Here is a 24,342-nt window from a genome sequence, read left to right as displayed (position 1 = left end):
AAGATGCCGGGCAAAAACGGGAGCCGCCCTGCTTGGTAACGGCTCCCGAGATAAAGCAGGAATCAGGAGTACAGCGACGGCGTCGGCGCCACGCCGCTGGTCAGCCACTGGCCGATGTCGCGCACCTTGTAGTCCAGCGGGTCATGCAGGCTGTGTACCCGCACGTTGCGCCAGAAGCGGTCGAAGCCGTAGCGCGCGGCAGTGGCGCGGGCGCCCATGGCCTCGAACACCTGGCTGGTGATCTCCAGCGCCGCGCGGGCCGAGGCCACTCGCGCCTCGGCGATCAGCAGCGCCACCTCGCCACGCTCGGCGGCGCCCAGGGCCGGTTTGTCCCAGGCCTGCTGCAGGCGCTCGGCGGCCTGTTCGGCCAGCAGCAGGGCGCCGCGATAGAGCAGCCACAGTTCGCCGTAGCGTTTCTGGATAAACGGGTCTTCGCGCGCTTCGTCGACCCCGGCGCCGGGCCAGGGGCGGGCCTGCTCGCGGGTGTAGCGCAGGGCGCCATCCAGTGCGCCCTGGGCGTTGCCCAGGTAGAGCTGGGTGAGGGTCAGCTGCGACACGCAGACCCGCAGGCTGCTGCGCGGGCTCTGGCCGCCGGACACCAGCAGCTCGTCGCGGTCGACGAAGACATTCTCGAACTGCACCGTGCCGCTGTCGGTCTGGCGCTGGCCGAAGGCATCCCAGTCGTCGTTGATCGCCAGGCCCTCGCGCTGCGCCGGCAGCACCAGGAACACCCGCTCCGTGGCGCTGTTGCCACGCGGCGCGCTGACCACCAGGGCGTCCGAGCCGAGGGCGCCGGAGCAGAATGACTTGCGCCCGTTCAGCTCGAAGTGTTCCTCGCGTGGCGCCAGGCTCAGGCCGAGGTCGCGGCCATTGCTGGCGTTACCCCAGAACCAGCGCTCGCGCACCGCGCGGGTCAGCCAGTGACGCTGCTGCTCGGCGCTGCCGTGCAGGAGGATGGTCGCCACCTGCAGGTGGTTGAAGGCGAACAGGTGGGCCAGCGAGCTGTCGGCCGCGGCCAGGTGGCGGACGATGCGGTAGATCTCCGGCCAGGCGCGTTCCTGGCCGTCGAAGCGCTGCGGGATCGCCAGGCCGAGCAGGCCGCTATCGCGGATCAGCTCGCGTTCAGCGCGCGCATGGCCGCCGCGGCGGTCGCGCTCCACGGCGCTCTCGGCCAGCTTGCGGGCCAGTCGTTCGACCCGCGCGGTGAGGTTGCCGAAGTCGACTGGGAACAGCCGTGCATCCAGCAGCGGTTCGGCCTGCGGATGCAGATGACGGGCTTCACTGGCCATCGCGGGGCTCCGGCTGCCAGATGGCCACCTGGCTGGCGTCCACGCGCTTGGGCAGCAGGCCCTCGGCGAAGAAGGCGTCGGCGATCTTCTGCTGCTCGGCCAGGCTGCCCGGTTGCACGGCGCGCACCTGGTAGCTGCGGCGGCCGTTGGCCTGCTGGACGATGGCCGGGTCGAGGTTGCCCCACAGCGGGCCGAGGATCTGCGCGCCCTCGGCCGGGTTGGCGCGCAGCCAGTCGCCGGCCTTGACCAGCTCGGCGTACACGGTCTGCAGCACCTGGGGATGCTGGGCGGCGAAGCTGGTGCTGGTCAGGTAGTAACGCTGGTAGCTGGCCAGGCCCTTGCTGTCGGCCAGGGTGCGGGTCGGCAGCTGGCGCTGGGCGGCGCTGAGGAAGGGTTCCCAGATCACCCAGGCGTCGACCTTGCCGTTCTCGAAGGCGGCGCGGCCGTCGGCCGGGGTCAGGTAGGCCGGCTGGATATCGCTGAACTTCAGGTTGGCCTTGGCCAGCGCGGCGATCAGCAGGTAGTGGGCGCCGGCGGCCTTGGTCACCGCCACCTTCTTGCCCTTGAGGTCGGCCAGCGCCTGCAGCGGCGAGCCGTCGCGCACCAGGATCGCCTGGGCGGCCGGCGAGGGCGCTTCCTGGGCGAAGTAGGTGAGCTTGGCGCCGGCAGCCTGGGCGAATACCGGCACGGTGTCGGCGACATCCGCGGACAGGTCGATATTGCCGACGTTGAGCGCCTCGAGCAGCGGCTGGCCGCTGGCGAACTCGTGCCAGCTGACCTGGATGTCCTGACCGGCCAGGGCCTTTTCCAGGGTGCCCTGGCTCTTCAGCAGGCTGATCAGGGTGGAGGACTTCTGGTAGCCGATGCGCAGGGCGGTATCCGCCTCGGCGGAGGTGGGCAGGCTGGCGAACAGGCCGAGGCTCAGGCCGAGACCGAGCAGGGTGCGGCGGGAAAGCAGAGCGCGGGACATGACAGGCCTCTTGTTAGGGCGCGTCCCGGCGGTGCGAGGCGGCGGAACACGGAAACTTCAGAAGAAACAGCGTGAAGTCCGGTGATCCGGTAGGCACAAGCTAGTCGATCTAAAAAACAGGCTGCAAATACTTTTCGGGAATTAGCTTATGAGTCGGTTCGATGACGACTTATATTCTTTTTGGTTACATAAAAGTGAAAAACAATTCTTTTTGGAGATTATGAAAATCCCCTAGATTTGCCGCCAAGCCGCCAGCGGACCACCGCACCGAGCCCGAACTCTATAAGGGGCTCCATTGCCAACCCGAGCCCCAGACAACTAGAACAGCATCTGGAGCATCGAGCATGAACAAGTCGTCCCTGGCCCTGGCCATCGCCCTCGGCGTGATCGCCCAGCAGGCTTCCGCCGCCGGTTTCATCGAGGACAGCAAGGCCACCATCGGTCTGCGCAATTTCTATTACGACCTGAACACCAAGAACACCGCCGACGACCGCGGCGCAGCCAACGAGTGGGGCCAGGGCTTCCTGTTCAACTACACCTCCGGCTTCACCGAAGGCACCGTCGGCTTCGGCCTGGACGCGGTCGGCCTGCTCGGCCTCAAGCTGGATGGCGGTGGCGATGGCGACCTCAGTGACAGCCGCAAGCCTGGCCAGCTGTTCCCGCTGGACAGCGATGGCAAGGCCGTGGACGACTACAGCAAGGCCGGCGTGACCGCCAAGGCGCGCCTGTCCAAGACCGAAGCCCGCCTCGGCACCCTGCAGCCGAAGCTGCCGGTGGTGACCTTCAACGACGGTCGCCTGCTGCCGCAACTGTTCGAGGGTGGCCAGGTCACCTCTAACGAGATCGACAACCTGACCCTCACCGCCGGCCAGCTGGAGCACACCAAGACCCGCTCCTCCACCGACGACATCTCCCTGCGCATCGCCGGTGCCACCGCGGTCAGAGGCGTGCAGGCCGACAGCAACAAGTTCTACTACGGCGGTGCCGACTACAAGATCAGCAAGGACCTGCTGGCGCAGTACTACTACGGCAACCTGGACGACTTCTACAAGCAGCACTTCCTCGGCCTGACCCATAACTTGGCGATCGGCCCGGGCGCGCTGAAGACCGACCTGCGCTACTTCCACAGCGATTCCGATGGCAAGAACGGCAGCGTTGCCGGCCGCGCCGACGGCTACCTGGCCCAGGGCGAGATCAACGGCGCCAACCGGGTGACCGGCGTCGAGGTGGACAACGACACCTGGAGCGCCCTGTTCACCTACACCCTCGGCAGCCATGCTCTGAGCGCCGGCTACCAACAGGTCTCGGGCGACAGCGCCTTCCCGTTCCTCAACCAGGGCGACGGCTCCACCGCCTACCTGATCACCGACCGCCAGATCGGCAAGTTCCTCTCCGCCGGCGAGCGCACCTGGCTGGCCGAATACGCCTATGACTTCGCCAAGGTCGGCGTGCCGGGCCTGAAGGCCACTGCCACCTACCTGTCCGGTGACAACATCGATGCCGTTGGCGCTGACCGCAAGGAATGGGAACGCGACTTCCGCCTCGACTACGTGCTGCAGGAAGGCGCCCTCAAGGGCCTCGGCTTCTCCTGGCGCAACGCCTCGCTGCGTGGCAACACCACCGCGACCGATGCCGATGAAAACCGCCTGATCGTCAGCTACACCCTGTCGCTCCTCTGATCGACCCAGGCGGGGTCTTGCGGCCCCGCCTTCTCCTGACCCGTCCGCCATCGGTCGGGAAGGTCTCATCCAGAGTCCAAGGAGATTCCCATGCAAAGCTTCAAGCCCCGTCATCTGCTCGCCGCCCTGCTGGCCGCCGCCCTGCCTGTTACCACGCACGCCGCCGAGCCCAAGGAAGTCCGCCTGGACTACGCCTATTACGCCCCCACCAGCCTGGTGCTGAAAGACCAGGGCATCCTGGAGAAACGCCTGGCCGCCGACGGCATCGCGGTCAAATGGGTGTTCAGCCAGGGCAGCAACCGCTCCCTCGAATATCTCAACGGCGGCAGCATCGACTTCGCCTCCACCGCCGGCTTGGCCGCCGTGCTCAGCCGCGCCAACGGCAGCCCGGTGAAGACCGTCTACATTGCCAGCCGTCCGGAATGGACCGCCCTGGCCGTGCCCAAAGACTCGCCGATCAAGACCCTGGCCGACCTCAAGGGCAAGAAGGTCGCCGCCACCAAGGGCACCGATCCGTATCTGTTCCTGCTGCGCAGCCTGCACAGCGTCGGCCTGGGCAAGGGCGACGTGGAGATCGTCCACCTGCAGCATCCGGACGGCCGCGTGGCTCTGGAGCGCGGCGACGTGGACGCCTGGTCCGGTCTCGATCCGCACCTGGCCGCCAGCCGGTTGCAGGCCGGCTCGCGCCTGCTCTATCGCAACCTCGAGTTCAACAGCTATGGCGTGCTCAACGTCAGCGACAGCTTCCTCAAGCAGCAGCCGCAGCTGATCGGCAAGGTCATCGCCGCCTATGAGGAAGCGCGCCAGTGGACCATCGCCCACCCGCAGGAAACCGCCGCGCTGCTGGCCAAGGAAGCCAAGCTGCCGCTGGAAGTGGCCAAGCTGCAATTGTCGCGCACCGACTTCAGCAACTCGCAGCCCGGCGCCGAACACGTGACTGCGCTGAAGGCCGCCGCGCCGATCCTGCTCGACGAGCAGCTGGTACGCCCCGGTACCGACGTGGCCGCGGTGGTCGACCAGCTGATCAGCCCGCAGGTGGCGGCCGCCGTCATCGGCCAGCCGCTGGCCAAGACGGAGCGCTGAGTGGTGATCGGCACCAGCCTGCTTGCCCTGCTGGCCGCCCGCGCCGCGAGCCGTCCGGCCGTCGCCGGTGGCCTGGCTCGGCTGTTGCCGGGCAACTGGCGCGGGCTGGTGCTGCCGCTGGCCCTGCTGGTGCTGCTGGAAGTGCTGGTGCGTTTGGGCTGGATTCCCGCCCACCAGCTGCCGGCGCCCAGCCAGATCGGCCAGACCCTCTGGTGGCTGGCCGCCGGTGGCGAGCTGTGGGGGCATATCGGCGTCAGTCTGGCGCGGGTCACCGCCGGTTTCGTCATCGGCGCGGCTCTGGCCGTGCTGATCGGTGCCTGGGTCGGTCTCAGCCGGCGCGCCGAGAGCTATCTGGAGCCGACTTTCCAGGCCCTGCGCGCAATCCCCAGCCTGGCCTGGGTGCCGTTGCTGTTGCTGTGGCTGGGCATCGACGAGACGCCCAAGGTGGTGCTGATCGCCCTCGGCGCCTTCTTCCCGGTCTACCTGGCGCTGCTTGCCGGCATCCGCAATGTCGACCGCAAGCTGGTCGAGGTGGGTCGCCTGCATCGCCTGTCCGCTGTCGAGCTGACCCGGCGCATCCTCCTGCCGGCGGCCCTGCCGAGCCTGTTTACCGGCCTGCGCGGGGCGCTCAGCCTGAGCTGGATGTTCCTCGTGGCGGCCGAGCTGATCGCCGCCACCCGTGGCCTCGGCTACCTGCTCAGCGATGGCCGCGAGACCTCGCGCCCGGACCTGGTGATCGCCGCCATCCTGCTGCTGGCCGTGCTCGGCAAGCTCAGCGACGGCCTGCTCAAGAGCATCGAGGCGCGCGCCCTGCACTGGCGCGACAGCTTCGCCGGCGGGGAGGGCTGAAGATGAGCAGCGCACTGCTGGAACTTCGCGGCATCCGCAAGGCCTTCGCCGGCCAACGGGTGCTCGACGATATCGACCTCAGCCTGGCCCCGGGCGAGATCGTCAGCCTGCTCGGCCCCAGCGGCTGCGGCAAGAGCACCCTGCTGCGCATCGCCGCCGGCCTGGATGACGACTTCACCGGTGGCCTGGCACATAACCCGTTGCTGGACTTCGGTGGCGGCAGTGGCATCGGCGTGGTGTTCCAGGAACCGCGCCTGCTGCCCTGGCTGAACGTGGCGCAGAACATCGGCTTCGCCGACGGTCGCCGCGCCGATGCGGCCTGGATCGAGCAGCTACTGGGTGACGTCGGCCTGGCCGGCCAGGGCGACAAACTGCCCAAACAGCTCTCCGGCGGCATGGCCCAGCGCGTGGCCATCGCCCGCGGCCTGTACCAGCGTCCGCAGGTGCTGCTGCTGGACGAGCCTTTCAGCGCGGTGGACGCCTTCACCCGCATGAAACTGCAGGACCTGGTGGTGAGCCTGGCCGAGCGCTATGGCATCGCCTTGCTCTTGGTCACCCATGACCTGGACGAGGCGTTCTACCTCAGCGACCGGGTGCTGATCCTCGGCGGCAGCCCCAGTCGCATCCAGCGCGAACTCGCCGTGCCGCTACCCCACCCGCGCGACCGCCGCGCGGTGGAGCTGGCCTACCTGCGTGGCGAGGCACTGACCGAGCTGACGCTGTAAACGATTCCTCAAGGTGGAAGCTATTTCCGGGCCCCATGGCCCGGTTTTTTTAGCTGCGCTGCAGCGAGGAGGCTGCCAGACCCAGACCCAGCGCCACCAGCACGCCGCCGATGGCCCGTTCGATCAGGTGCCGGCTGCGGGCGACGAAGCCGCGCGCCGCCTCCGAAGACAAGCCATAGGCCACCAGGGCGAACCAGAACAGATGCGCGACGGACATGAACAGGCCGTAGCCGAGCTGGGTCAGGGTGGCGGTGTCCGGGCTGATCACCTGGGTGAACAGGGCGACCACGAACAGCGTGGTCTTGGGGTTCAGCGCGTTGGTCAGGAAGCCGATGCGCAGCGCCTGCCAGTCGCTCAGCTGCGGTGCGGCCACCACCTGCTGCGGGTCGACCTTGCGGCTGCGCAGCATGCCGATGCCGAGCCAGATCAGGTAGGCGGCGCCGGCGAACTTGACCAGGTTGAACAGCAGGATCGACTGGGAGATCAGCATGCCTATGCCGAGCATCGAGTAGGTCACGTGGACCAGCACGCCGAGGCTGATGCCCAGCGCCGTGAGCAGGCCGGCGCGACGCGAGAGGAACATGCTGTTGCGGCTCACCATGGCGAAGTCGGCGCCGGGGCTGATCACGGCGAGCAGGGTGATGGTGACGACCGAGACGAGTTCGAGCATGGCGCAGTCCGCTCCGGGTGGGCTGCTCAAGATGAGGGCAGATTCGCCATCCTGCAAGCCGTTAGCCTTGGGCCAGCTGGCGCAGGTACTCGGCGCTCTCGGCATCGGCGGGGAAGAAGGTCTCCAGGGCCAGCTCGGCCAGGGTCACGTCGTTGGGCGTGCCGAATACCGTGGTGGTGCTGATCAGGCTGAGCACGCCCTGCTCGGTCTGGAACTGCAGCGGCATCAGCACGCTCTCCGGCATCGGTTCGGCCTTCTCGGTCGGGGCCGGGTAGCTCAGCAGTTCTTCCTGCAGGGCCATCAGCTGCGGGTCGCCGCTGATATCGATGTCGTGCTGCAGGCGCATCAGCAGGTAGGCACGCCAGTGGGCCAGATTGAGGATGCGCGGCGCCAGGCCGTCCGGGTGCAGCGACAGGCGCAGCACGTTGAGCGGCGGGCCGAGCAGCTCGGCCGGCACGCCGGCGAGGAAGGGCGCCACCGAGCCATTGGCCGCCACCAGGTTCCACTGGCGGTCGATGGTCAGCGCCGGATAGGGCTCGTGGGCCTTGAGCAGTTGCTCGATGGCGGCGCGGGCGGCGGCCAGGGCCGGGTCGTTCAGGCCATGCTGGCTGTACAGCGGTGCGTAGCCGGCGGCGCTGAGCAGGCGGTTGCGTTCGCGCAGGGGGATCTCCAGCTGCTCGGCCAGGTGCAGCAGCATCTCGCGGCTGGGCAGGGCGCGGCCGGTCTCGACGAAGCTCAGGTGGCGGGTGGAGATATCCGCCTCGCAGGCGAGGTCGAGCTGGCTCAGGCGGCGGCGCTGGCGCCACTGGCGCAACAGGGCGCCGACGGGGTGATTGGCTGTGTTCATGGTTGCGGACGATAGCCCAGGAGCGTCATCGCGACCATTACCTGGCAGGTAATCGACTGGCATCCCACGCAGGGAGAACTCTATGGCCAGGCGCCAATCCGGCGCTGTCATCTGGAGGTTTTGCCATGACTACCCTGAACGCTTCTCCGCTGCTGCGTCGCGCCCTGCTCGCCGATGGCCTGATGGGGATCGCCAGCGGTTCGCTGCTGATCCTGCTCAACGGCTGGTACGCCAATCTGCTGGCCCTGCCCGGCGATCTGTTGCTGGCCGCGGGGCTGACCCTGCTGCCACTCGGCCTGTTCCTCATGTGGCTGGGCAGCCAGGAGACGGTCAGTCGCCGCCTGGTGTGGGTGGTGCTGGCGATCAACGCGATGTGGGCCATCGACAGCCTGGTGCTGCTGTTCTCCGGCTGGATCTCGCCCAACCTGCTCGGCCAGGTCTTCGTCATCGGCCAGGCTGCGCTGGTGCTGCTGTTCCTGGAGCTGGAGCTGATCGGCCTGAAGCGCTCGGAGCCGGTGCTGGCCTGATGGCCTATCGAGTGGTAACCCGGGTCAGACGCACTATCTCACCCGGGTAGCCTCCTAGGTGCCCGCTGGGGCCGGCGAAGAAGATGCCGTCGACTGTCAGCTGGTGGCCATCTAAGTACTCGAGAGAAGTGGTCGCTTTGGCGACGGCGGACCAACCGCCCACCCAGATCGAATGGCCACCATCTCCTAGGGCCGAAGACTCATGACCTAGGTGGTAGGTCCCATGCGTGGTGACTCGCTTGCCATCGTAGCGCTGGGGATGTCTGAGCAACTCCTCAATGCTAACGATGAGCGGCTGGCCCTTGTCGCCTTGTGAGACACGCTCTCGCTTTTTCAGCGAGTGTCGTGAAGCCTGCTCATCGAAGAAGTTGCGTATCTCGGCAATCACGTGGCGACGTGCGTCGAGAGCATCGGAGGTGGCGAAGGACAGTCGGGTTTCCTGGCAGTCAGCCTGGAAGATGAGCTCGGTCTGCTGTGGTGAAGTATCTGCTGCTGAGGAATCGCTATGCAGCTCGAAGATACCAAGGCTCTTCAGTCGCTGTGAGAGAGCCAGCATTTCCTCGGTGCTGGGGCCTGGCTGGTTCGGATAGAAGCGGTTGTAGTCCAGGCTCGAGTTGGTGGCGTTGTCTGTATTACTGCCCAACACCGCTACTGACTTGCTGTACTGGAATAGTCCATTTTGGCTGAGCAGGAGCTGCTCATCGACAGATGCTACTCCGTCGTCGTTGCTCACCTCCCCGCGAGTGGTGAAGTGCAGAAAGACGCCGTCGCATTCCTGTGCCATCGCTCCTGCACTGGCCATTGCCAGCGTGAACGCCAGTCCTAGCACCTTGTGCATATCCCTTGCTCCGAATTAATCCAGGTTCGGACGCTACCGGCTCGGTATTTCAGGAGCAATAGCAAGAAGCCCGGCATATGCCGGGCTTCGCGGTGTCACTGAACGGTGTAGATCTGGTCGAACACGCCGCCGTCCTTGAAGTGGGTGGCCTGCAGCTGCGGCCAGTCGCCGAAGGTCTTGGTCACGCTGAAGAAGCTGACCTTGGGGAAACGGTCGGCGAATTCGGCGAGGATCTGCGGATCACGCGGACGCAGGTAGTTGTTGGCGGCGATACGCTGGGCTTCCGGCGACCACAGGTACTTGAGGTAGGCCTCGGCCTCGGCGCGGGTGCCTTTCTTGTCGACCACCTTGTCGACCACCGTGACCGGCGGCTCGGCCTCGGCGGAGACGCTGGGGTAGACCACCTCGAAGCTGCCGCGGCCGAATTCGCGGGCGATCATCTCGGCCTCGTTCTCGAAGGTCACCAGCACGTCGCCGATCTGGTTCTGGATGAAGGTGGTGGTGGCGGCACGGCCGCCGGTGTCCAGCACCGGGGCCTGCTTGAACAGCTTGCCGACGAAGGCCTTGGCCTTGGTCTCGTCACCGCCGTTCTGCAGCACGTAGCCCCAGGCGGAGAGGTAGGTGTAGCGGCCGTTGCCCGAGGTCTTGGGGTTCGGCACCACCACCTGCACGCCATCCTTGAGCAGGTCCGGCCAGTCCTTGAGGGACTTGGGGTTGCCCTTGCGCACGATGAACACGGTGGCCGAGGTGAACGGCGCGCTGTGGTTCGGCAGGCGCTCGGCCCAGTCCTTGGGCACCAGGCCGCCGTTGTCGGCCAGGGCGTTGATGTCGGTGGCCATGTTCATGGTGATCACGTCGGCCTGCAGGCCGTCGATCACGGCGCGGGCCTGCTTGCTCGAGCCGCCGTGGGACATCTGGATCTGCAGCGGCTTGCCGCCCTCGGCCTGCCAGTGCTTCTGGAAGGCGGCGTTGTAGTCCTTGTAGAAGTCGCGCATCACGTCGTAGGAGACGTTGAGCAGGCTCGCCGCCTGGGCGGAGGTGGCGAGAGCGAAGCCGGCGGCCAACAGCGAGAGGGGCAATAGGCGTTTCATCTGACGTCCTTGGAAGATAGAGAGCGCCGCCGACTATAGAAGGCGACTTTTATTCTTTGAAAGAATAATTGATTAGATGCTTATGCTTTTCTGTCGAGACTCTTTATAGCTCTTTATGGAATAAATAAATCGTTATTTATTCTTTTTATTCCATTTCGTTCCTGAGCATAGTGAGCCCACGCAACGAACAGCCAAGGAGCAGCACCATGAGCATTCGCCTGGGCGATATCGCCCCCGACTTCGAGCAGGACTCCAGCGAGGGTCGCATCCGTTTCCACGACTGGCTGGGCGACGGCTGGGGCGTGCTGTTTTCCCACCCCGCCGACTTCACCCCGGTGTGCACCACCGAGCTGGGCTTCACCGCCAAGCTGAAGGACGAGTTCGCCCAGCGCGGCGTGAAGGCCATCGCCCTGTCGGTGGACCCGGTGGATTCGCACATCAAGTGGATCGACGACATCAACGAGACCCAGAGCACCCGGGTCAACTTCCCGATCCTGGCCGACGCCGACCGCAAGGTCTCCGGCCTGTACGACCTGATCCACCCGAACGCCAACGACACCCTCACCGTGCGTTCGCTGTTCATCATCGACCCGAACAAGAAGGTGCGCCTGATCATCACCTACCCGGCCAGCACCGGGCGCAACTTCCACGAGATCCTGCGGGTGATCGACTCGCTGCAGCTCACCGACAATCACAAGGTCGCCACCCCAGCCAACTGGCAGGACGGCGATGAAGTGGTGATCGTGCCATCGCTGAAGGACGAGGAGGAAATCGCCCGCCGCTTCCCGAAAGGCTATCGCGCGGTGAAGCCTTACCTGCGTCTGACACCGCAGCCGAACCGCTAAGGACAGAGCATGCACGTTGTCCTGTTGTCCGGCAGCCCATCGGCGCGCTCACGCACCGAACTGCTGCTGGAGTATGTCAGCCAGCGCCTGCAGGCCAATGGCCTGGAGGTAAGCCTGCTACGGGTGCGCGACTTCCCGGCCGACGCCCTGCTGCACGCCGACTTCGCCAGCCCCGCCGTGCAGCAGCTGCAGGCTGCGGTGGCCAGCGCCGATGGCCTGGTGGTGGCGACGCCGGTGTACAAGGCGTCCTTCACCGGTGCGCTGAAGGTGTTGCTCGACCTGCTGCCGGAGCGCGCCCTGGCGCACAAGGTGGTGCTGCCCATCGCCAGCGGCGGTAGCCCGGCTCACCTGTTGGCCGTGGACTATGCGCTGAAGCCGGTACTGGCCGCGCTGAAGGCCCAGGAGATGCTGCCCGGCGTGTTCGCCGTGGACAAGCAGATCGCCTATCCCGAGGGCGAGCGTCCCGCGCAGTTCGACGATGAGCTGCGCGAACGTCTCGACGAATCGGTGGACCAGCTGCTCGCCGCCTTGGCGCGCCGGCCCAAACCGATCGACCCGCAACTGTTGAACGACCGGCTGGTGAACGCCCGCTGGAGTATCTGAGCCAACTCGCTAGACCCCGCCTTACTCGCCCGCCAACGGGCCAGCAGGTAGCCAACCAAGAAACCACAGCAAAGGAGAGCGCCATGCGCACCATTACTTTGCGTCGGAGCCTGGTCGCCCTGTTTGCCGCGGCCATCTCGTTCGGCGCCATCACCCAAGCTCAGGCCGAGACCCTGCGTATCGGCTATCAGAAATACGGCACCCTGGTGCTGCTCAAGGCCAAGGGGTCGCTGGAGAAGCGCCTGGCCGAGCAGGGCATCGAGGTGCAGTGGACCGAATTCCCCGGCGGCCCGCAGCTGCTGGAAGGGCTGAACGTCGGCTCGATCGACTTCGGCACCACGGGCGAAGCGCCGCCGATCTTCGCCCAGGCCGCCGGTGCCGACCTGCTGTATGTGGCGCATGAGCCGCCAGCGCCGACCAGCGAGGCGATCCTGGTGCCCAAGGACTCGTCGCTGAAGTCGGTGAGCGAGCTGAAGGGCAAGAAAATTGCTCTGAACAAGGGCTCCAACGTGCACTACCTGCTGGTGCGTGCCCTGGAAGACGCCGGCCTGAAGTACAGCGACATCCAGCCCGTGTACCTGCCGCCGGCCGATGCCCGCGCCGCCTTCGAGCGCGGCAGCGTCGACGCCTGGGTAATCTGGGATCCCTTCCAGGCCGCCGCCGAACATCAGCTGCAGGCCCGCACCCTGCGTGACGGCAAGGACCTGGTGGCCAACCACCAGTTCTACCTGGCCGCCAAGCCATACGCCGAGAAGCACCCGGAAGTGGTCAGCGTACTGGTCGAGGAGATTCGCTCGGTCGGTGGCTGGATCCGCGAGAACGGCGACGAGGCGACCAAGCAGGTCGCACCGCTGCTCGGCCTGTCGCCGGAAATCACCCGCACGGCGGTCGAGCGCCAGGCCTACGGCGCCCAGTTCATCGGTGCGGATGTGATCGCGGCGCAGCAGAAGATCGCCGACACCTTCAGCGACCTCAAGCTGATTCCCAAGCGCCTGACCATCAAGGACGTGATCTGGACCCCGCCGGCCTCGGCCAAGGTGGCCCAGCAATAACCAGAAGCCTTCCAGCCCTTCTCCCGCCTGCTTGCTGGAGGGGGGCGGGAGCGCCGAACGATTCGAGTAGCCCGGGTGCAATCCGGGAAATCCAGTCCCGGATTGCATCCGGGCTACGCCTGACCAAGGAGACCACTCCATGAGCCTCAATATCTTCTGGTTCCTGCCCACCCACGGTGACGGCAAGTACCTCGGCACCAGCGAAGGCGCGCGCGCCGTCGATCACGGCTACCTGCAGCAGATCGCCCAGGCCGCCGACCGCCTCGGCTTCGGCGGCGTGCTGATTCCCACCGGGCGTTCCTGCGAGGACTCCTGGCTGGTGGCCGCCTCGCTGATTCCGGTGACGCAGAACCTGAAGTTCCTGGTCGCGCTGCGCCCCGGGATCATCTCGCCCACCGTGGCCGCGCGCCAGGCGGCGACCCTGGACCGCCTGTCCAACGGCCGCGCACTGTTCAACCTGGTCACCGGTGGTGACCCGGACGAGCTGGCCGGCGACGGCCTGCACCTGTCCCACGAGGAGCGCTACGAGGCCTCCGTCGAATTCACCCGCATCTGGCGCCGGGTCCTGGAGGGCGAGACCGTCGACTACGACGGCAAGCACCTGCAGGTGAAGGGCGCCAAGCTGCTCTACCCGCCGATCCAGCAACCGCGTCCGCCGCTGTACTTCGGTGGTTCCTCCGAGGCCGCCCAGGACCTGGCCGCCGAGCAGGTCGAGCTGTACCTGACCTGGGGCGAGCCGCCGGCCGCGGTGGCCGAGAAGATCGCCGCCGTGCGCGAGAAAGCCGCTGCCCAGGGCCGCGAAGTGCGCTTCGGCATCCGTCTGCACGTGATCGTGCGCGAGACCAACGAGGAGGCCTGGGCCGCTGCCGATCGCCTGATCAGCCATCTGGACCAGGACACCATCGACCGCGCCCAGGCGTCCCTGGCGCGCTTCGACTCGGTCGGCCAGCAGCGCATGGCCGCCCTGCACGGCGGCAAGAAGGACAAGCTGGAAGTCAGCCCCAACCTCTGGGCCGGCGTCGGCCTGGTGCGTGGTGGCGCCGGCACCGCCCTGGTCGGCGATGGCCCGACCGTGGCCGCGCGGGTCAAGGAATACGCCGCGCTGGGCATCGACACCTTCATCTTCTCCGGCTACCCGCACCTGGAAGAGTCGTACCGGGTCGCCGAGCTGCTGTTCCCGCACATCGACGTGGCCCAGCCGGAGCGCCCGGAGTCGCGTGGCTACGTCAGCCCGTTCGGCGAAATGATCTCCAGCGACATCCTGCCCAAGGCCGCTGCGGCCAGCTGACCCGACAACGGGGCGGCCCACCGCCCCGGTTCCCTGCAACACGAGAGAAGGAGCGTTGCCATGTCGACGCAGACGCTACACAACATCGGTCACCGTCTGGCGCCCTGGGCACTGCCCGTGGCCCTGCTGGCCATCTGGCAGGGCGCGGTGGTGGCCGGTTGGCTGTCCACCCGCATCCTGCCGGCGCCCAGCGCGGTGATCGAAGCCGGCTGGAGCCTGCTGGCCAGCGGCGAGATCTGGACCCACCTGGCCATCAGCGGCCAGCGCGCGGCCATCGGCTTCGCCATCGGCGGCGGCCTGGGCCTGCTGCTCGGCTTTATCACCGGCCTGTCCAACTGGGGCGAGCGCTTCCTCGACAGCTCGGTGCAGATGATCCGCAACGTGCCGCACCTGGCGCTGATCCCGCTGGTGATCCTGTGGTTCGGCATCGACGAGGCGGCGAAGATCTTCCTGGTCGCCCTCGGCACCCTGTTCCCGATCTACCTGAATACCTACCACGGCATCCGCAACGTCGACCCGGCCCTGGTGGAGATGGCGCGCAGCTACGGCCTCAAGGGCTTCAGCCTGTTCTGGCAGGTGATCCTGCCCGGCGCGCTGCCGTCGATCCTGGTCGGCGTGCGCTTCGCCCTCGGCTTCATGTGGCTCACGTTGATCGTGGCGGAGACCATTTCTGCCAGCAGCGGCATCGGCTACCTGGCGATGAACGCTCGCGAGTTCCTGCAGACCGACGTGGTGGTACTGGCCATCCTGCTGTACGCGGTGCTGGGCAAGCTGGCCGACGTTGCCGCGCGCCTGCTCGAGCGCCTGTGGCTGCGTTGGCACCCGGCCTACCAGGCCAAGGCAGGTGCGCAATGACCGCCCTGCACAGCATTCACCGCGGCATCCCGCTGAGCATCGAGGGCATCCGCAAGGCCTTCGGCGATCGCGAGGTGCTCAAGGGCATCGACCTGCATATTCCGGCCGGGCAGTTCGTCGCCGTGGTCGGCCGCAGTGGTTGCGGCAAGAGCACCCTGCTGCGCCTGCTGGCCGGCCTCGATGCACCCAGCGGCGGCGCGCTGCTGGCGGGCAAGGGTTCGCTGGCGGCGGTGCGCGACGACACCCGGCTGATGTTCCAGGACTCGCGCCTGCTGCCGTGGAAGCGGGTGATCGACAACGTCGGCCTCGGCCTGTCCGGTGACTGGAAGCCCAAGGCCCGCGAGGCGCTGGCCGCCGTCGGCCTGGCCGAGCGTGCCCAGGAGTGGCCAGCGGCCCTGTCCGGCGGGCAGAAGCAGCGCGTGGCCCTGGCCCGTGCGCTGATCCACCAGCCGCGTCTTCTGCTGCTGGACGAACCGCTGGGCGCCCTGGATGCGCTGACCCGCATCGAGATGCAGCAGCTGATCGAGCGTCTGTGGCAGCAGCATGGCTTCACCGTGCTGCTGGTGACCCACGACGTGGCCGAGGCCGTGGCCATCGCAGACCGGGTGATCCTGATCGAGGACGGCGAGATCGGTCTCGACCTCACCGTCGACCTGCCACGCCCGCGTCAGCGCGGCTCGGCGCGCCTGGCCGCGCTGGAGGCCGAAGTGCTCAACCGGGTGCTGGCGCTGCCACCGCTGCCGCCGCAACCGGAACCCCTATCCCCTCTGCCCACGCAACTGCGCTGGGCCCTGTAAAACGACCCAAGGAGCAACACCATGACCATCAAAGCCATCAACGTGCGCAACCAGTTCAAGGGCAACATCAAGGAGATCGTGATCGGCGACGTGCTCTCGGAAATCGACGTGCAGACCGCCGCCGGCATCGTCACCTCGGTGATCACCACCCGCTCCGTGCGCGAGCTGGACCTGCAGGTGGGCAGCGAAGTGATCGCCTTCGTGAAATCCACCGAAGTGTCGATCGCCAAGCTCTGAGATGGGCTTGCCGGGCGTCGACGGTAGGGCGGGTGAAACCCGCGTGGGTTGCAAACGCGGGTTTCACCCGCCCTACGGAGTGCCGGCCTGCTCCAGCAGCCGCTCGGCTGGTTGTGGGCGGCCGAACCAGTAGCCCTGGCCGAACGGGCAGCCAATCTCGCGTAGATAGGTGGCCTGCTCTTCGGTCTCGATGCCTTCCGCCAGCACGCGCAGCCCCAGGCTCTGGCCGAGGGTGATCACCGCGTGGGCGATGGCTGCGTCCTTGCCGTCCTGGGGCAGGCCGCGGACGAAACTCTGGTCGAGCTTGAGCTTGTGCACCGGCAGGCTCTTCAGGCGCGCCAGGGACGAGTAGCCGGTACCGAAGTCGTCGATGGCCAGGCGCACGCCCAGGCGATGCAGCTGGGTGAGCAGCTCCTCGGCCCGCTGCGGGTCGTCCATCACCGCGCTCTCGGTCACTTCCAGCTCCAGCTGCGCCGGATCCAGTCCGGTCTCGCGCAGCACCCGCTCCACGCGCAGGTCCAGCTCGCCACGGCTGAACAGGCGGCTGGAGACGTTCACCGCGATGAACTCCAGCTCCAGGCCCAGGGCCTGCCAGCGGCGCATCTGGTTGCAGGCCTGCTCCAGCACCCAGGCGTCGATGGCGCCGATCAGCCCGCTGTCCTCGGCCACCGGAATGAATTCGCCCGGTGGCACCAGGCCGCGCTCGGGATGCTGCCAGCGCACCAGGGCCTCGGCGCCGATCATCCGCCGGTCATCCAGGCGGTGGATCGGCTGGTAGTGCACGCGCAGCTCGTCCTGCTCCAGGGCCTGGCGCAGCTCGGCCTCCAGGCGCACGCGCTGCTGGGCCAGGGCGGTCATGTCCTGGCTGTAGAAGCTGAAGGTCTGCCGGCCGCTGCTCTTGGCGCGGGCCAGCGCGGAGTCGGCGTTGCGCATCAGTTGCTCGACGCTGTCGCCGTCGTCGGGGAACAGGCTGATGCCGATGCTGGCGCCGATGAACAGGGTCTCGCCGTTGATGGCGAAGGGCTGGGCGAGGCTGTCCAGCAGCTCCAGGGCCAGTTGTGAGGCCTGGTCTGCTTCGCTGCAGTCGCAGCTCAGCAGGCCGAACTCGTCGCCACCCAGGCGCGCCAGGGTGACGTTGGCGCCGATGGCCTCGCTCAGGCGTTCGCCGATCAGCTTGAGCAACTGGTCCCCGATGTTGTGGCCGAGACTCTCGTTGACGATCTTGAAATGGTCCAGGTCGAGCAGCAGCAGGGCCCCGCCCCGCTGGATGGCCTGCTCGATGCGCTCGCCGAATAGCAGGCGGTTGGGCAGGGTGGTCAGTGCGTCGTGGTGGGCCAGGTAGTCCAGCTCGTGTTGCGAATGCTTGATCGCGCTGACGTCGGAGAACACCCCTACGTAGTGGGTCAAGGTGCCGCTCTCGTCGCGGATGCTGCGGATGCACTGCCACATGGGGAACACCTCGCCGCCCTTGCGCCGGTTCCACACTTCGCCGCTCCAGGTGCCGCGGCTGTCCAGGGCGTGCCACAGGCTCTGATAAAAGGCGTCGTCGTGGCGCCCGGACTTGAGTAGGCTCGGCAGCTTGCCCAGCACCTCGTCGGCGGCGTAGCCGGTGATACGGCTGAAGGCCGGGTTGACGTGGACGATGCGCTGCTCGCGGTCGGTGACCAGCACGCCTTCCAGGGTGCTGTCGAACACGGCGGCGGCCTGGCGCAGGCTGTCTTCGTCGGCGCGGCGCCGGGTGACGTCGCTGGCGGTGCCGATGAAGCGGCTGGGCTGACCCTGGGCATCCAGCAGCATCTGGCCACGGTAATGCAGCCAGCGGTATCCGCCGTCGCGGTGGCGCATGCGAAAGCTGCTCTCGTCGTGCGTGCTGCGGCCGGCGAGCAGGGTCTTCAGGCGTTGTCCGGCACGTTCGCGGTCATCGGGGTGCAGGCGCGACAGCCAGGAGTCGTTGGTCGCGCCGAATTCCTCGAGTGTGTAACCGAGCATGTCGCAGTACTGCCGTGAGTAGTACACCTGGCCGCTCTGCATGTCCCAGTCCCACAGCCCCTCCTGGGCCGATTCCAGGGCCAGTGCCAGGCGTTCCTCACTGTGTTTCAGGGCGCTGCGCGCGCGCCGCTGTTCGAGACGGTACTGGTTCAGTGCGCAGTACAGGGCGAAGCCGGTGACCAGCACGAAACACACGCCCTTGAGGGTCTGATAGCGGTTCAGCGTATCGCGGTCCAGACCCAGCCACAGTAGCAGGGCGTCGCTGCAGAAAATCCACAGTGCGGCGACGATCAGGTAGAACAGAGAGAGCTGCAGCGGGCTACGCTGGAATTTCATTGAGATGGGGTCGGCCCTGTCGGTGTGAGCTGCGGCACATTATAGATAAGTCGTCATCCAGTGCATTCTCGTCTAATGGTGCACTGGCTTTATCTCCCGTCTTGGTGATAATGCCCGCAAGGCCAGGGCCCCGGCCGCTCTATTTCTCCCCGCGAGGCTACACCCTTCATGTGGTACAACGGCTTTCTCGACCTGTCACCCTGGCAACTGGTGGCGGTCACCCTGGTGATGACCCACATCACCATCGTCAGCGTCACCGTCTACCTGCACCGCTACTCCGCGCACCGCGCGCTGGAACTGCACCCTGCCCTCAAGCACTTCTTCCGTTTCTGGCTGTGGATCAGCACCGGCCAGAACACCCGCGAGTGGACCGCCATCCACCGCAAGCACCACGCCAAGTGCGAGACCGTCGATGACCCGCACAGCCCGGTGATCAAGGGCCTGGGCACCGTGCTGCGCAAAGGCGCCGAGCTGTACCAGGAAGAGGCGAAAAACGAGGAGACCCTGCGCATCTACGGCAAGAACTGCCCGGATGACTGGCTCGAGCGCAACGTCTACAGCCGCTTCCCGATGGGCGGCATCATCCTCATGGCGGTCGTCGACCTGGCCCTGTTCGGCGTACTCGGCATGACCGTGTGGGCGGTGCAGATGATGTGGATTCCGGTGTGGGCGGCGGGTGTGATCAACGGCCTCGGCCATGCCGTCGGCTACCGCAACTTCGAGTGCCGCGACGCCGCCACCAACCTGGTGCCCTGGGGCATCCTGATCGGCGGCGAAGAGCTGCACAACAACCACCACACCTACCCCAACAGCGCCAAGCTGTCGGTGAAGAAGTGGGAGTTCGATATGGGCTGGGCCTGGATCAAGCTGTTCAGCTTCCTGCGCCTGGCCAAGGTGCAGCGCGTGGCGCCCATCGCCCACCGCGTCGAGGGCAAGCGCAGCCTGGACATGGACACCGCCATGGCCATCCTCAACAACCGTTTCCAGATCATGGCCCAGTACCGCAAGCTGGTGATCAAGCCGCTGGTCAAGCAGGAACTGGCCAAGGCCGACGAGTCGGTGCGCCACCTGTTCCGTCGCGCCAAGCGTCTGCTGTCGCGCGAGACCAGCCTGCTCGACGAGAGCCACCAGGCACGCATCGCCGCGATGCTGGAGCAGAGCCAGGCGCTCAAGGTGATCTACGAGAAGCGCATCGCCCTGCAGCAGATCTGGGTCAAGACCAGCAGCAACGGCCACGACATGCTCGAAGCCATCAAGCAGTGGGTGCACGAGGCCGAGGCCAGCGGCATCCAGTCGCTGCGCGACTTCGCCGAGCAACTGAAGACCTACTCGCTGCGCCCGACCGCGGCCTGAGTCGAGTCCCCTCCGAAGAGCCCGCCAATTGGCGGGCTTTTTTATGCGCGGAATATTTGCCGGCGCGGGATACGCGGCCGGTAAGGCCGGCTACGCTGAATGTATCAAGATGTTGCGCGAACTACCGATGGCCAGGGAACGGCGTTGCTTGGTCTATTGCTAGCCAAACTTCTCTCAACGGATGACGAGGTGGAACATGTTCGGTTCTTCAGTGCGTAACGAGTTGTCGCAGTGCCAGTCGCAGTTGTTCGCTTCCGAGCAGATGCTCGCCGCCATCCGCGGCGGCATGGCGCTGATCGAGTTCAGCCCGCAGGGCGAGATACTCGATGCCAATGCCGCCTTCCTCTCCACCGTTGGTTATCGCCTGGAGGAGATTCGCGGCCAACACCACCGCATGTTCTGCTCCCAGGAGTTGCTCGGCAGCCCGGACTACGCGCGCTTCTGGCAGCGCCTGGCCCAGGGTGAGAGCTTCAGCGACCGCTTCATGCGCGTGGCCAAGGGCGGGCGGGAGATCTGGCTGGAGGCCAGCTACCTGCCGGTGCGCGACATGAGCGGACAGGTGTGCAGGGTGGTGAAGATCGCCACCGACATCACCGCCCAGGTCGAGGCCGAACATCAGCACAGCAGCCTGCTCAATGCCATCAGCCGCTCCATGGCAGTCATCGAGTTCAACCCGGACGGCACCGTGCGCGAGGCCAACGACAACTTCCTGCGGACCATGGGCTATCGCCTGGAGGAGATCCACGGCCAGCACCATCGCCTGTTCTGCGAGGCCGAGGCGGCTGCGGCGCAGCTGGCCTTCGACAGTGCGCGCGAGACCGACTCCAGTGCGGTCAAGGGCGCCGGCACGGTCGACGAGGCGGTGCACGTGGTGCGCGGCATTGCCGACGAGCTGGGTCAGGTGGCGGACAAGGTTGGCGCGCTCAGCGAGCAGTCGGAGCGCATCAGCAGCATCGTCCAGGTGATCCGCGGCATCGCCGAGCAGACCAACCTGCTGGCGCTCAACGCGGCCATCGAGGCCGCACGCGCCGGCGAGCAGGGTCGTGGCTTCGCCGTGGTGGCCGACGAGGTGCGCAACCTGGCGGCGCGCACCAGCCAGGCCACGGTGGAGATCAACGATGTGGTGCGCCTCAACCACGAGCTGGCGCAGCAGGCGGTGGGCGGCATGGACGGCAGCAAGGTCAAGGCGGAGCAGGGCGTGCAGCTGGTCAACCGCGCCGGCGAGGTGATGCTGTCGATCCGCAACGAGGCCCAGCGCGTGGTGGATGCCATCGGCCAGTTCACCGAGGCCATGCAGGACTGAGTGCGGCCCCGCCGCCATGAAAAAGCCCGCCGATTGGCGGGCTTTCTATTGCGCGGCGATCAGCGCCGTTGCGGCGCCGGCTGCTGCTGGGTGATGCAGTGGATGTTGCCGCCGCCGAGAAGGATCTCGCGGCCCGGCACCATCACCACGCGGTGCTCGGGGAACACGCGCTGGAGGATGGCGCGGGCCTCCTCGTCCTTGGCGTCGTCGAAGCTCGGCGCGACGATGCCGCCGTTGACGATCAGGAAGTTGACGTAGGAGCCGGCCAGGCGCACGGCGGGGCTGCGCTCCTGGCTGCCGTCGGCGGCGTCGACGCCGGCGCACTCTTCCTCGGTGGCGTGGATCGGCCCGGGGATCGGCATCTTGTGCACCACCAGCTGGCGGCCCTTGGCGTCGCGGGCGCTTTCCAGCACCTGCATCGCCGCCTGGCAGCGCGGGTAGTTGGGGTCGTTGACGTCGTCGGTCCAGGCCAGCAGCACTTCGCCCGGGCGCACGTAGCAGCAGAAGTTGTCGACGTGGCCGTCGGTCTCGTCGTTGAACAGGCCGTCCGGCAGCCAGATCACCGTGTCGATGGCCAGGTGGTCGCGCAGCACCGCTTCGATCTCTTCGCGAGTCAGGTGCGGGTTGCGGTTCTTGTTGAGCAGGCATTCCTCGGTGGTGATCAGGGTGCCTTCGCCGTCGACGTGGATCGAGCCGCCTTCCAGCACGAAGCCCTCGGTGCGGTAGCGGTCGCGGCGCTCGATCCCGAGGATCTTGCTGGCCACCTGGTCGTCACGCTGCCAGGGCCAGTACAGGCCGCCGTCGAAGCCGCCCCAGGCGTTGAAGGTCCAGTCCACGCCACGCACTTCGCCGTTGGCGTTGGTGACGAAGGTCGGCCCGGTGTCGCGCACCCAGGCGTCGTCGGTGGTGATTTCCACCAGGCGGATGCCGCTGCCTTCCAGGCGCGCACGGGCGTTCTCGTACTGGCCGGCGGACACGCAGATGGTCACCGGCTCGAACTCGGCGATGGCGCGGGCCACAGCAGTGAAGGCGGCCTGCGCCGGCTTGCCGCCGAGGCGCCAGTTGTCCGGGCGCTCGGGCCAGACCATCCAGGTCTGGCTGTGGGGTTCCCACTCGGCGGGCATGCGGAAGCCGTCGGCGCGTGGGGTGCTGTTGAGGGTGGTCATGTCCTGCTCCTGTAACCCGGATGTCGTCCGGGGGGTCGTTGTTCGTGGGCTCCCGGATTGCATCCGGGCTACGGGTCTGGCGTTACCGCTGTCGTTTGCGACAGTCGCGAGGCATCAGGACTCCAGCGAGCCGTCCAGGGGCTTGAGCGGAGCGTACAGGCTTGGCCGGCGGTCGCGGAACACGCCCCAGGCGCTGCGAATGTGTTCCAGCTGGTCGAGGTCGAAGCTGTGCACCAGCACGCCTTCCTCGGTCTCGCCCAGTTCCGCGACCTTCTTGCCGAACTGGTCGGCGATGAAGGACGAGCCGTAGAAGGTGATGTGGTAGCCGTCCTGCTCCTCGCGACCGATGCGGTTGGCGGCGATCAGCGGCATCAGGTTGGCGCCGGCGTGGCCCTGCTGCACGCGCTGCCAGTGATCGCGCGAGCTGATGCTCGGGTCGTGCGGCTCGCTGCCGATGGCGGTCGGGTAGAACAGCAGCTCGGCGCCGAGCAGGGCCATGCTGCGCGCCGCCTCGGAAAACCACTGGTCCCAGCAGATGCCCACGCCGATCCTGGCGTAGCGGGTGTTCCACACCTTGAAGCCGGTGTCGCCCGGGTTGAAGTAGTACTTCTCTTGGTAGCCGGGGCCGTCGGGGATATGGCTCTTGCGGTACAGGCCGAGGTTGCTGCCGTCGGCGTCGATGATCGCGATGCTGTTGAAGCGGGCGCGGCCGGCACGTTCGTAGAAGCTGATCGGCAGCACTACCTGCAGCTCGCGGGCGACTTTCTGGAAATGCTGGATGGCCGGGCTCTCCGCGGTCGGCGTGGCCAGCTGCAGGTAGTCGGGGTTGGGCTTCTGACAGAAGTAGGGCGTCTCGAACAGCTCCTGGATCAGGATGATCTGCGCACCGTTGGCGGCCGCCTGGCGCACCAGTTTCTCGGCCGTGGCGATATTGCCGGCGCTATCCCAGGAGCAGGCCATCTGGGTGGCGGCGACGGTGACGATACGCGACATGGAGCACCTCGGTGGAGCATGCAGAGGAGGTCTTCTGACACTAGCAGAGACCCATGGCTGCGCCCCGCTGTTGGGTCGGGCGGGGCGGTGGATAACCCAATTTATATCCGATAAAAATCGGCTTTAAAAGGCGTTTTATCGATTCCTGCCGAAACATATCCATATATTGCAGATAAATATTGGCTGTTTAGGGTGAATAAGCCTGAAGGCAGGACGATTGCCTGCCGGAAGGGAAAGCTGAGGAGGCGGGAGTAAACCGATGGATATCGGCTTACGACAGGGGCTTTTCGCGCTTGGGCAGGGCGGGCGGTAGGTACAGGGCCAGGTAGGCATCGAACACGCGCATGCCTTCTTCGGCCATGCGCGGGGTGATCTCGCCGTGCAGCTGTACGGCGCGGGCATAGACCCGGTCGCCCAGCTCCATGGCCAGGGCGAACACGTCGATATCGCGCGGCAGTTGCGGTAGCGGGAAGTGGCGCTCGAACACCGCCTGCATCAGGCGTCCCAGCTCCAGGTCGTGCTGGCGGTCGGCCTGGATCACCTCGGCCAGGCCGTGCTGGGCCAGGATCAGCTGGCGTGCGGCGCTGTCGCCGGCATAGATCGCCAGCATGCGCTCCTCGATGACGCGCGACAGGTCGCGCCAGTCGCGCAGCGAGGCGTGCTCCACCGGTTGCAGCAGGCAGTCGCGGAAGGCGGCGTGGATGTCGGCGGTCAGCGCCTCGAGCAGCGCCGGCACGCTGGCGAAGAAGTGGTACACGGAGGAGGGCGGGATGTCCGCGCGCTCGGCCACCGCATAGATGGTCAGGCCGGCGAAGCCCTGGCTGCTGAGCAGATCGCGCGCCGCCCCGAGAATCAGGTCGATGCGCGCCTGGCTGCTGGCGCGGGGCTTGCGGGGGCTTGCTGTGCGGGTCATGCCGGTCTCCTGTCCGTGGCAGGCGCTATTGGACGCCAGACGGA

24 protein-coding genes and 1 pseudogene are annotated in these 24,342 nt (G+C 66.7%); 15 read left to right on the top strand and 10 right to left on the bottom strand.

What is annotated here, in order from left to right:
• Positions 1–62: 62 nt before the first annotated feature.
• Together FFS62_RS15710 and FFS62_RS15705 are read right to left on the bottom strand one after the other, a co-directional pair.
• On the bottom strand, positions 63–1,289 hold the full coding sequence (locus tag FFS62_RS15710) for an acyl-CoA dehydrogenase family protein (protein ID WP_137973770.1): 1,227 nt from the start codon (positions 1,287–1,289) through the stop codon (positions 63–65).
• Positions 1,279–2,259 carry an aliphatic sulfonate ABC transporter substrate-binding protein gene (locus FFS62_RS15705; protein ID WP_137973769.1) on the bottom strand — a complete coding sequence of 327 codons (981 nt, stop codon included), beginning with the start codon at positions 2,257–2,259 and terminating at the stop codon, positions 1,279–1,281. Before FFS62_RS15705 ends, FFS62_RS15710 begins: the two co-directional genes overlap by 11 nt.
• Positions 2,260–2,603: 344 nt before the next feature.
• Here FFS62_RS15705 and FFS62_RS15700 point away from each other — a divergent pair, with 344 nt between their 5' ends.
• The 4 genes from FFS62_RS15700 (at position 2,604) to FFS62_RS15685 (ending at position 6,595) form a co-directional block, all read left to right on the top strand.
• Positions 2,604–3,938: an OprD family porin gene (locus tag FFS62_RS15700; protein ID WP_137973768.1), complete on the top strand. Its 1,335-nt coding sequence runs from the start codon at positions 2,604–2,606 to the stop codon at positions 3,936–3,938.
• Positions 3,939–4,028: 90 nt separating this feature from the next.
• Positions 4,029–5,021, top strand: a complete 993-nt coding sequence (locus FFS62_RS15695; RefSeq protein WP_137973767.1) for an aliphatic sulfonate ABC transporter substrate-binding protein — start codon at positions 4,029–4,031, stop codon at positions 5,019–5,021.
• 27 nt (positions 5,022–5,048) lie between these two features.
• Positions 5,049–5,870, top strand: a complete 822-nt coding sequence (locus tag FFS62_RS15690; protein WP_371920148.1) for an ABC transporter permease — start codon at positions 5,049–5,051, stop codon at positions 5,868–5,870.
• Positions 5,871–5,872: 2 nt separating this feature from the next.
• Positions 5,873–6,595 (top strand): ABC transporter ATP-binding protein, encoded by a 723-nt coding sequence (locus tag FFS62_RS15685; RefSeq protein WP_137973766.1) that lies wholly within the window; start codon positions 5,873–5,875, stop codon positions 6,593–6,595.
• Between the two features lie 49 nt (positions 6,596–6,644).
• Here the strand turns inward: FFS62_RS15685 and FFS62_RS15680 are convergent, their stop codons facing one another.
• Together FFS62_RS15680 and FFS62_RS15675 are read right to left on the bottom strand one after the other, a co-directional pair.
• Positions 6,645–7,265: a LysE family transporter gene (locus FFS62_RS15680; RefSeq protein WP_137973765.1), complete on the bottom strand. Its 621-nt coding sequence runs from the start codon at positions 7,263–7,265 to the stop codon at positions 6,645–6,647.
• Positions 7,266–7,326: 61 nt separating this feature from the next.
• Entirely contained in the window at positions 7,327–8,112 is a 786-nt protein-coding gene (locus FFS62_RS15675; RefSeq protein WP_137973764.1) for a helix-turn-helix domain-containing protein, read from the bottom strand.
• Between the two features lie 125 nt (positions 8,113–8,237).
• Here FFS62_RS15675 and FFS62_RS15670 point away from each other — a divergent pair, with 125 nt between their 5' ends.
• Positions 8,238–8,639: a hypothetical protein gene (locus FFS62_RS15670; RefSeq protein ID WP_137973763.1), complete on the top strand. Its 402-nt coding sequence runs from the start codon at positions 8,238–8,240 to the stop codon at positions 8,637–8,639.
• Positions 8,640–8,643: 4 nt separating this feature from the next.
• On the opposite strand, the gene FFS62_RS15665 is transcribed toward FFS62_RS15670, so the two are convergent.
• Together FFS62_RS15665 and FFS62_RS15660 are read right to left on the bottom strand one after the other, a co-directional pair.
• Positions 8,644–9,477, bottom strand: coding sequence for a hypothetical protein (locus FFS62_RS15665; RefSeq protein ID WP_137973762.1), 834 nt, complete (start codon positions 9,475–9,477; stop codon positions 8,644–8,646).
• Positions 9,478–9,572: 95 nt separating this feature from the next.
• Positions 9,573–10,568 carry a sulfate ABC transporter substrate-binding protein gene (locus tag FFS62_RS15660; protein WP_137973761.1) on the bottom strand — a complete coding sequence of 332 codons (996 nt, stop codon included), beginning with the start codon at positions 10,566–10,568 and terminating at the stop codon, positions 9,573–9,575.
• Between the two features lie 206 nt (positions 10,569–10,774).
• Between FFS62_RS15660 and FFS62_RS15655 the strand changes: the two genes are divergently transcribed.
• The 7 genes from FFS62_RS15655 to FFS62_RS15625 all read left to right on the top strand — a co-directional run bounded on the left by FFS62_RS15655 (position 10,775) and on the right by FFS62_RS15625 (position 16,245).
• Positions 10,775–11,413: a peroxiredoxin gene (locus FFS62_RS15655; RefSeq protein ID WP_137973760.1), complete on the top strand. Its 639-nt coding sequence runs from the start codon at positions 10,775–10,777 to the stop codon at positions 11,411–11,413.
• A gap of 9 nt (positions 11,414–11,422) precedes the next feature.
• Entirely contained in the window at positions 11,423–12,016 is a 594-nt protein-coding gene (ssuE, locus tag FFS62_RS15650) for an NADPH-dependent FMN reductase (RefSeq protein ID WP_137973759.1), read from the top strand.
• A gap of 83 nt (positions 12,017–12,099) precedes the next feature.
• Positions 12,100–13,068, top strand: coding sequence for a sulfonate ABC transporter substrate-binding protein (locus FFS62_RS15645; RefSeq protein ID WP_137973758.1), 969 nt, complete (start codon positions 12,100–12,102; stop codon positions 13,066–13,068).
• A gap of 139 nt (positions 13,069–13,207) precedes the next feature.
• Positions 13,208–14,356: an FMNH2-dependent alkanesulfonate monooxygenase gene (ssuD, locus tag FFS62_RS15640; RefSeq protein ID WP_137973757.1), complete on the top strand. Its 1,149-nt coding sequence runs from the start codon at positions 13,208–13,210 to the stop codon at positions 14,354–14,356.
• 60 nt (positions 14,357–14,416) lie between these two features.
• The gene (ssuC, locus tag FFS62_RS15635; RefSeq protein WP_137973756.1) at positions 14,417–15,211 is read left to right on the top strand and encodes an aliphatic sulfonate ABC transporter permease SsuC; all 795 of its coding nucleotides are present in this window, start codon (positions 14,417–14,419) and stop codon (positions 15,209–15,211) included.
• A complete protein-coding gene (gene ssuB, locus FFS62_RS15630) occupies positions 15,208–16,008 on the top strand; it encodes an aliphatic sulfonates ABC transporter ATP-binding protein (protein ID WP_137973755.1) in 801 nt (266 codons plus the stop codon). The genes ssuC and ssuB overlap by 4 nt, the downstream gene beginning before the upstream one ends.
• A 21-nt stretch (positions 16,009–16,029) precedes the next feature.
• Positions 16,030–16,245, top strand: coding sequence for a molybdopterin-binding protein (locus FFS62_RS15625; RefSeq protein WP_043312198.1), 216 nt, complete (start codon positions 16,030–16,032; stop codon positions 16,243–16,245).
• 72 nt (positions 16,246–16,317) lie between these two features.
• On the opposite strand, the gene FFS62_RS15620 is transcribed toward FFS62_RS15625, so the two are convergent.
• Positions 16,318–18,570, bottom strand: a complete 2,253-nt coding sequence (locus FFS62_RS15620) for a bifunctional diguanylate cyclase/phosphodiesterase (protein WP_137973754.1) — start codon at positions 18,568–18,570, stop codon at positions 16,318–16,320.
• Positions 18,571–18,738: 168 nt separating this feature from the next.
• Between FFS62_RS15620 and desA the strand changes: the two genes are divergently transcribed.
• The 3 genes and pseudogenes from desA to FFS62_RS23710 all read left to right on the top strand — a co-directional run bounded on the left by desA (position 18,739) and on the right by FFS62_RS23710 (position 21,226).
• On the top strand, positions 18,739–19,923 hold the full coding sequence (gene desA / locus FFS62_RS15615) for a delta-9 fatty acid desaturase DesA (RefSeq protein ID WP_137973753.1): 1,185 nt from the start codon (positions 18,739–18,741) through the stop codon (positions 19,921–19,923).
• A gap of 181 nt (positions 19,924–20,104) precedes the next feature.
• A pseudogene (locus tag FFS62_RS23715) lies at positions 20,105–20,695 on the top strand (PAS domain-containing protein); the annotation flags it as partial.
• 90 nt (positions 20,696–20,785) lie between these two features.
• On the top strand, positions 20,786–21,226 hold the full coding sequence (locus tag FFS62_RS23710) for a methyl-accepting chemotaxis protein (protein WP_371920147.1): 441 nt from the start codon (positions 20,786–20,788) through the stop codon (positions 21,224–21,226).
• A 59-nt stretch (positions 21,227–21,285) separates the two neighbouring features.
• Here FFS62_RS23710 and aguA read toward each other — a convergent pair whose 3' ends face one another.
• From aguA to FFS62_RS15595, 3 genes are all read right to left on the bottom strand, one after another.
• Positions 21,286–22,392 (bottom strand): agmatine deiminase, encoded by a 1,107-nt coding sequence (gene aguA, locus FFS62_RS15605; protein WP_137973751.1) that lies wholly within the window; start codon positions 22,390–22,392, stop codon positions 21,286–21,288.
• 114 nt (positions 22,393–22,506) lie between these two features.
• Positions 22,507–23,385: an N-carbamoylputrescine amidase gene (gene aguB, locus FFS62_RS15600; RefSeq protein ID WP_137973750.1), complete on the bottom strand. Its 879-nt coding sequence runs from the start codon at positions 23,383–23,385 to the stop codon at positions 22,507–22,509.
• Positions 23,386–23,656: 271 nt separating this feature from the next.
• Positions 23,657–24,298: a TetR/AcrR family transcriptional regulator gene (locus FFS62_RS15595; protein WP_137973749.1), complete on the bottom strand. Its 642-nt coding sequence runs from the start codon at positions 24,296–24,298 to the stop codon at positions 23,657–23,659.
• Between the last annotated feature and the right edge of the window lie 44 nt (positions 24,299–24,342).

Source organism: Pseudomonas sp. F(2018) (assembly GCF_005508865.1).
Classification (GTDB): domain Bacteria; phylum Pseudomonadota; class Gammaproteobacteria; order Pseudomonadales; family Pseudomonadaceae; genus Aquipseudomonas.
This window is presented reverse-complemented; position numbering and strand designations above follow the sequence as displayed.

What these genes read in the sequence shown, in the direction of transcription:
- FFS62_RS15695 (WP_137973767.1), top strand. Translation starts at nt 4,029, where the DNA reads ATGCAAAGCTTCAAGCCCCGTCATCTGCTCGCCGCCCTGCTGGCCGCC.
- FFS62_RS15705 (WP_137973769.1), bottom strand. Translation starts at nt 2,259, where the DNA reads ATGTCCCGCGCTCTGCTTTCCCGCCGCACCCTGCTCGGTCTCGGCCTG.
- FFS62_RS15680 (WP_137973765.1), bottom strand. Translation starts at nt 7,265, where the DNA reads ATGCTCGAACTCGTCTCGGTCGTCACCATCACCCTGCTCGCCGTGATC.
- FFS62_RS15645 (WP_137973758.1), top strand. Translation starts at nt 12,100, where the DNA reads ATGCGCACCATTACTTTGCGTCGGAGCCTGGTCGCCCTGTTTGCCGCG.
- FFS62_RS15660 (WP_137973761.1), bottom strand. Translation starts at nt 10,568, where the DNA reads ATGAAACGCCTATTGCCCCTCTCGCTGTTGGCCGCCGGCTTCGCTCTC.
- ssuB (WP_137973755.1), top strand. Translation starts at nt 15,208, where the DNA reads ATGACCGCCCTGCACAGCATTCACCGCGGCATCCCGCTGAGCATCGAG.
- FFS62_RS15620 (WP_137973754.1), bottom strand. Translation starts at nt 18,570, where the DNA reads ATGAAATTCCAGCGTAGCCCGCTGCAGCTCTCTCTGTTCTACCTGATC.
- FFS62_RS15670 (WP_137973763.1), top strand. Translation starts at nt 8,238, where the DNA reads ATGACTACCCTGAACGCTTCTCCGCTGCTGCGTCGCGCCCTGCTCGCC.
- ssuC (WP_137973756.1), top strand. Translation starts at nt 14,417, where the DNA reads ATGTCGACGCAGACGCTACACAACATCGGTCACCGTCTGGCGCCCTGG.
- FFS62_RS15710 (WP_137973770.1), bottom strand. Translation starts at nt 1,289, where the DNA reads ATGGCCAGTGAAGCCCGTCATCTGCATCCGCAGGCCGAACCGCTGCTG.
- FFS62_RS15665 (WP_137973762.1), bottom strand. Translation starts at nt 9,477, where the DNA reads ATGCACAAGGTGCTAGGACTGGCGTTCACGCTGGCAATGGCCAGTGCA.
- desA (WP_137973753.1), top strand. Translation starts at nt 18,739, where the DNA reads ATGTGGTACAACGGCTTTCTCGACCTGTCACCCTGGCAACTGGTGGCG.
- FFS62_RS15625 (WP_043312198.1), top strand. Translation starts at nt 16,030, where the DNA reads ATGACCATCAAAGCCATCAACGTGCGCAACCAGTTCAAGGGCAACATC.
- ssuD (WP_137973757.1), top strand. Translation starts at nt 13,208, where the DNA reads ATGAGCCTCAATATCTTCTGGTTCCTGCCCACCCACGGTGACGGCAAG.
- FFS62_RS15655 (WP_137973760.1), top strand. Translation starts at nt 10,775, where the DNA reads ATGAGCATTCGCCTGGGCGATATCGCCCCCGACTTCGAGCAGGACTCC.
- FFS62_RS15675 (WP_137973764.1), bottom strand. Translation starts at nt 8,112, where the DNA reads ATGAACACAGCCAATCACCCCGTCGGCGCCCTGTTGCGCCAGTGGCGC.
- aguB (WP_137973750.1), bottom strand. Translation starts at nt 23,385, where the DNA reads ATGTCGCGTATCGTCACCGTCGCCGCCACCCAGATGGCCTGCTCCTGG.
- FFS62_RS15685 (WP_137973766.1), top strand. Translation starts at nt 5,873, where the DNA reads ATGAGCAGCGCACTGCTGGAACTTCGCGGCATCCGCAAGGCCTTCGCC.
- ssuE (WP_137973759.1), top strand. Translation starts at nt 11,423, where the DNA reads ATGCACGTTGTCCTGTTGTCCGGCAGCCCATCGGCGCGCTCACGCACC.
- aguA (WP_137973751.1), bottom strand. Translation starts at nt 22,392, where the DNA reads ATGACCACCCTCAACAGCACCCCACGCGCCGACGGCTTCCGCATGCCC.
- FFS62_RS15595 (WP_137973749.1), bottom strand. Translation starts at nt 24,298, where the DNA reads ATGACCCGCACAGCAAGCCCCCGCAAGCCCCGCGCCAGCAGCCAGGCG.
- FFS62_RS15700 (WP_137973768.1), top strand. Translation starts at nt 2,604, where the DNA reads ATGAACAAGTCGTCCCTGGCCCTGGCCATCGCCCTCGGCGTGATCGCC.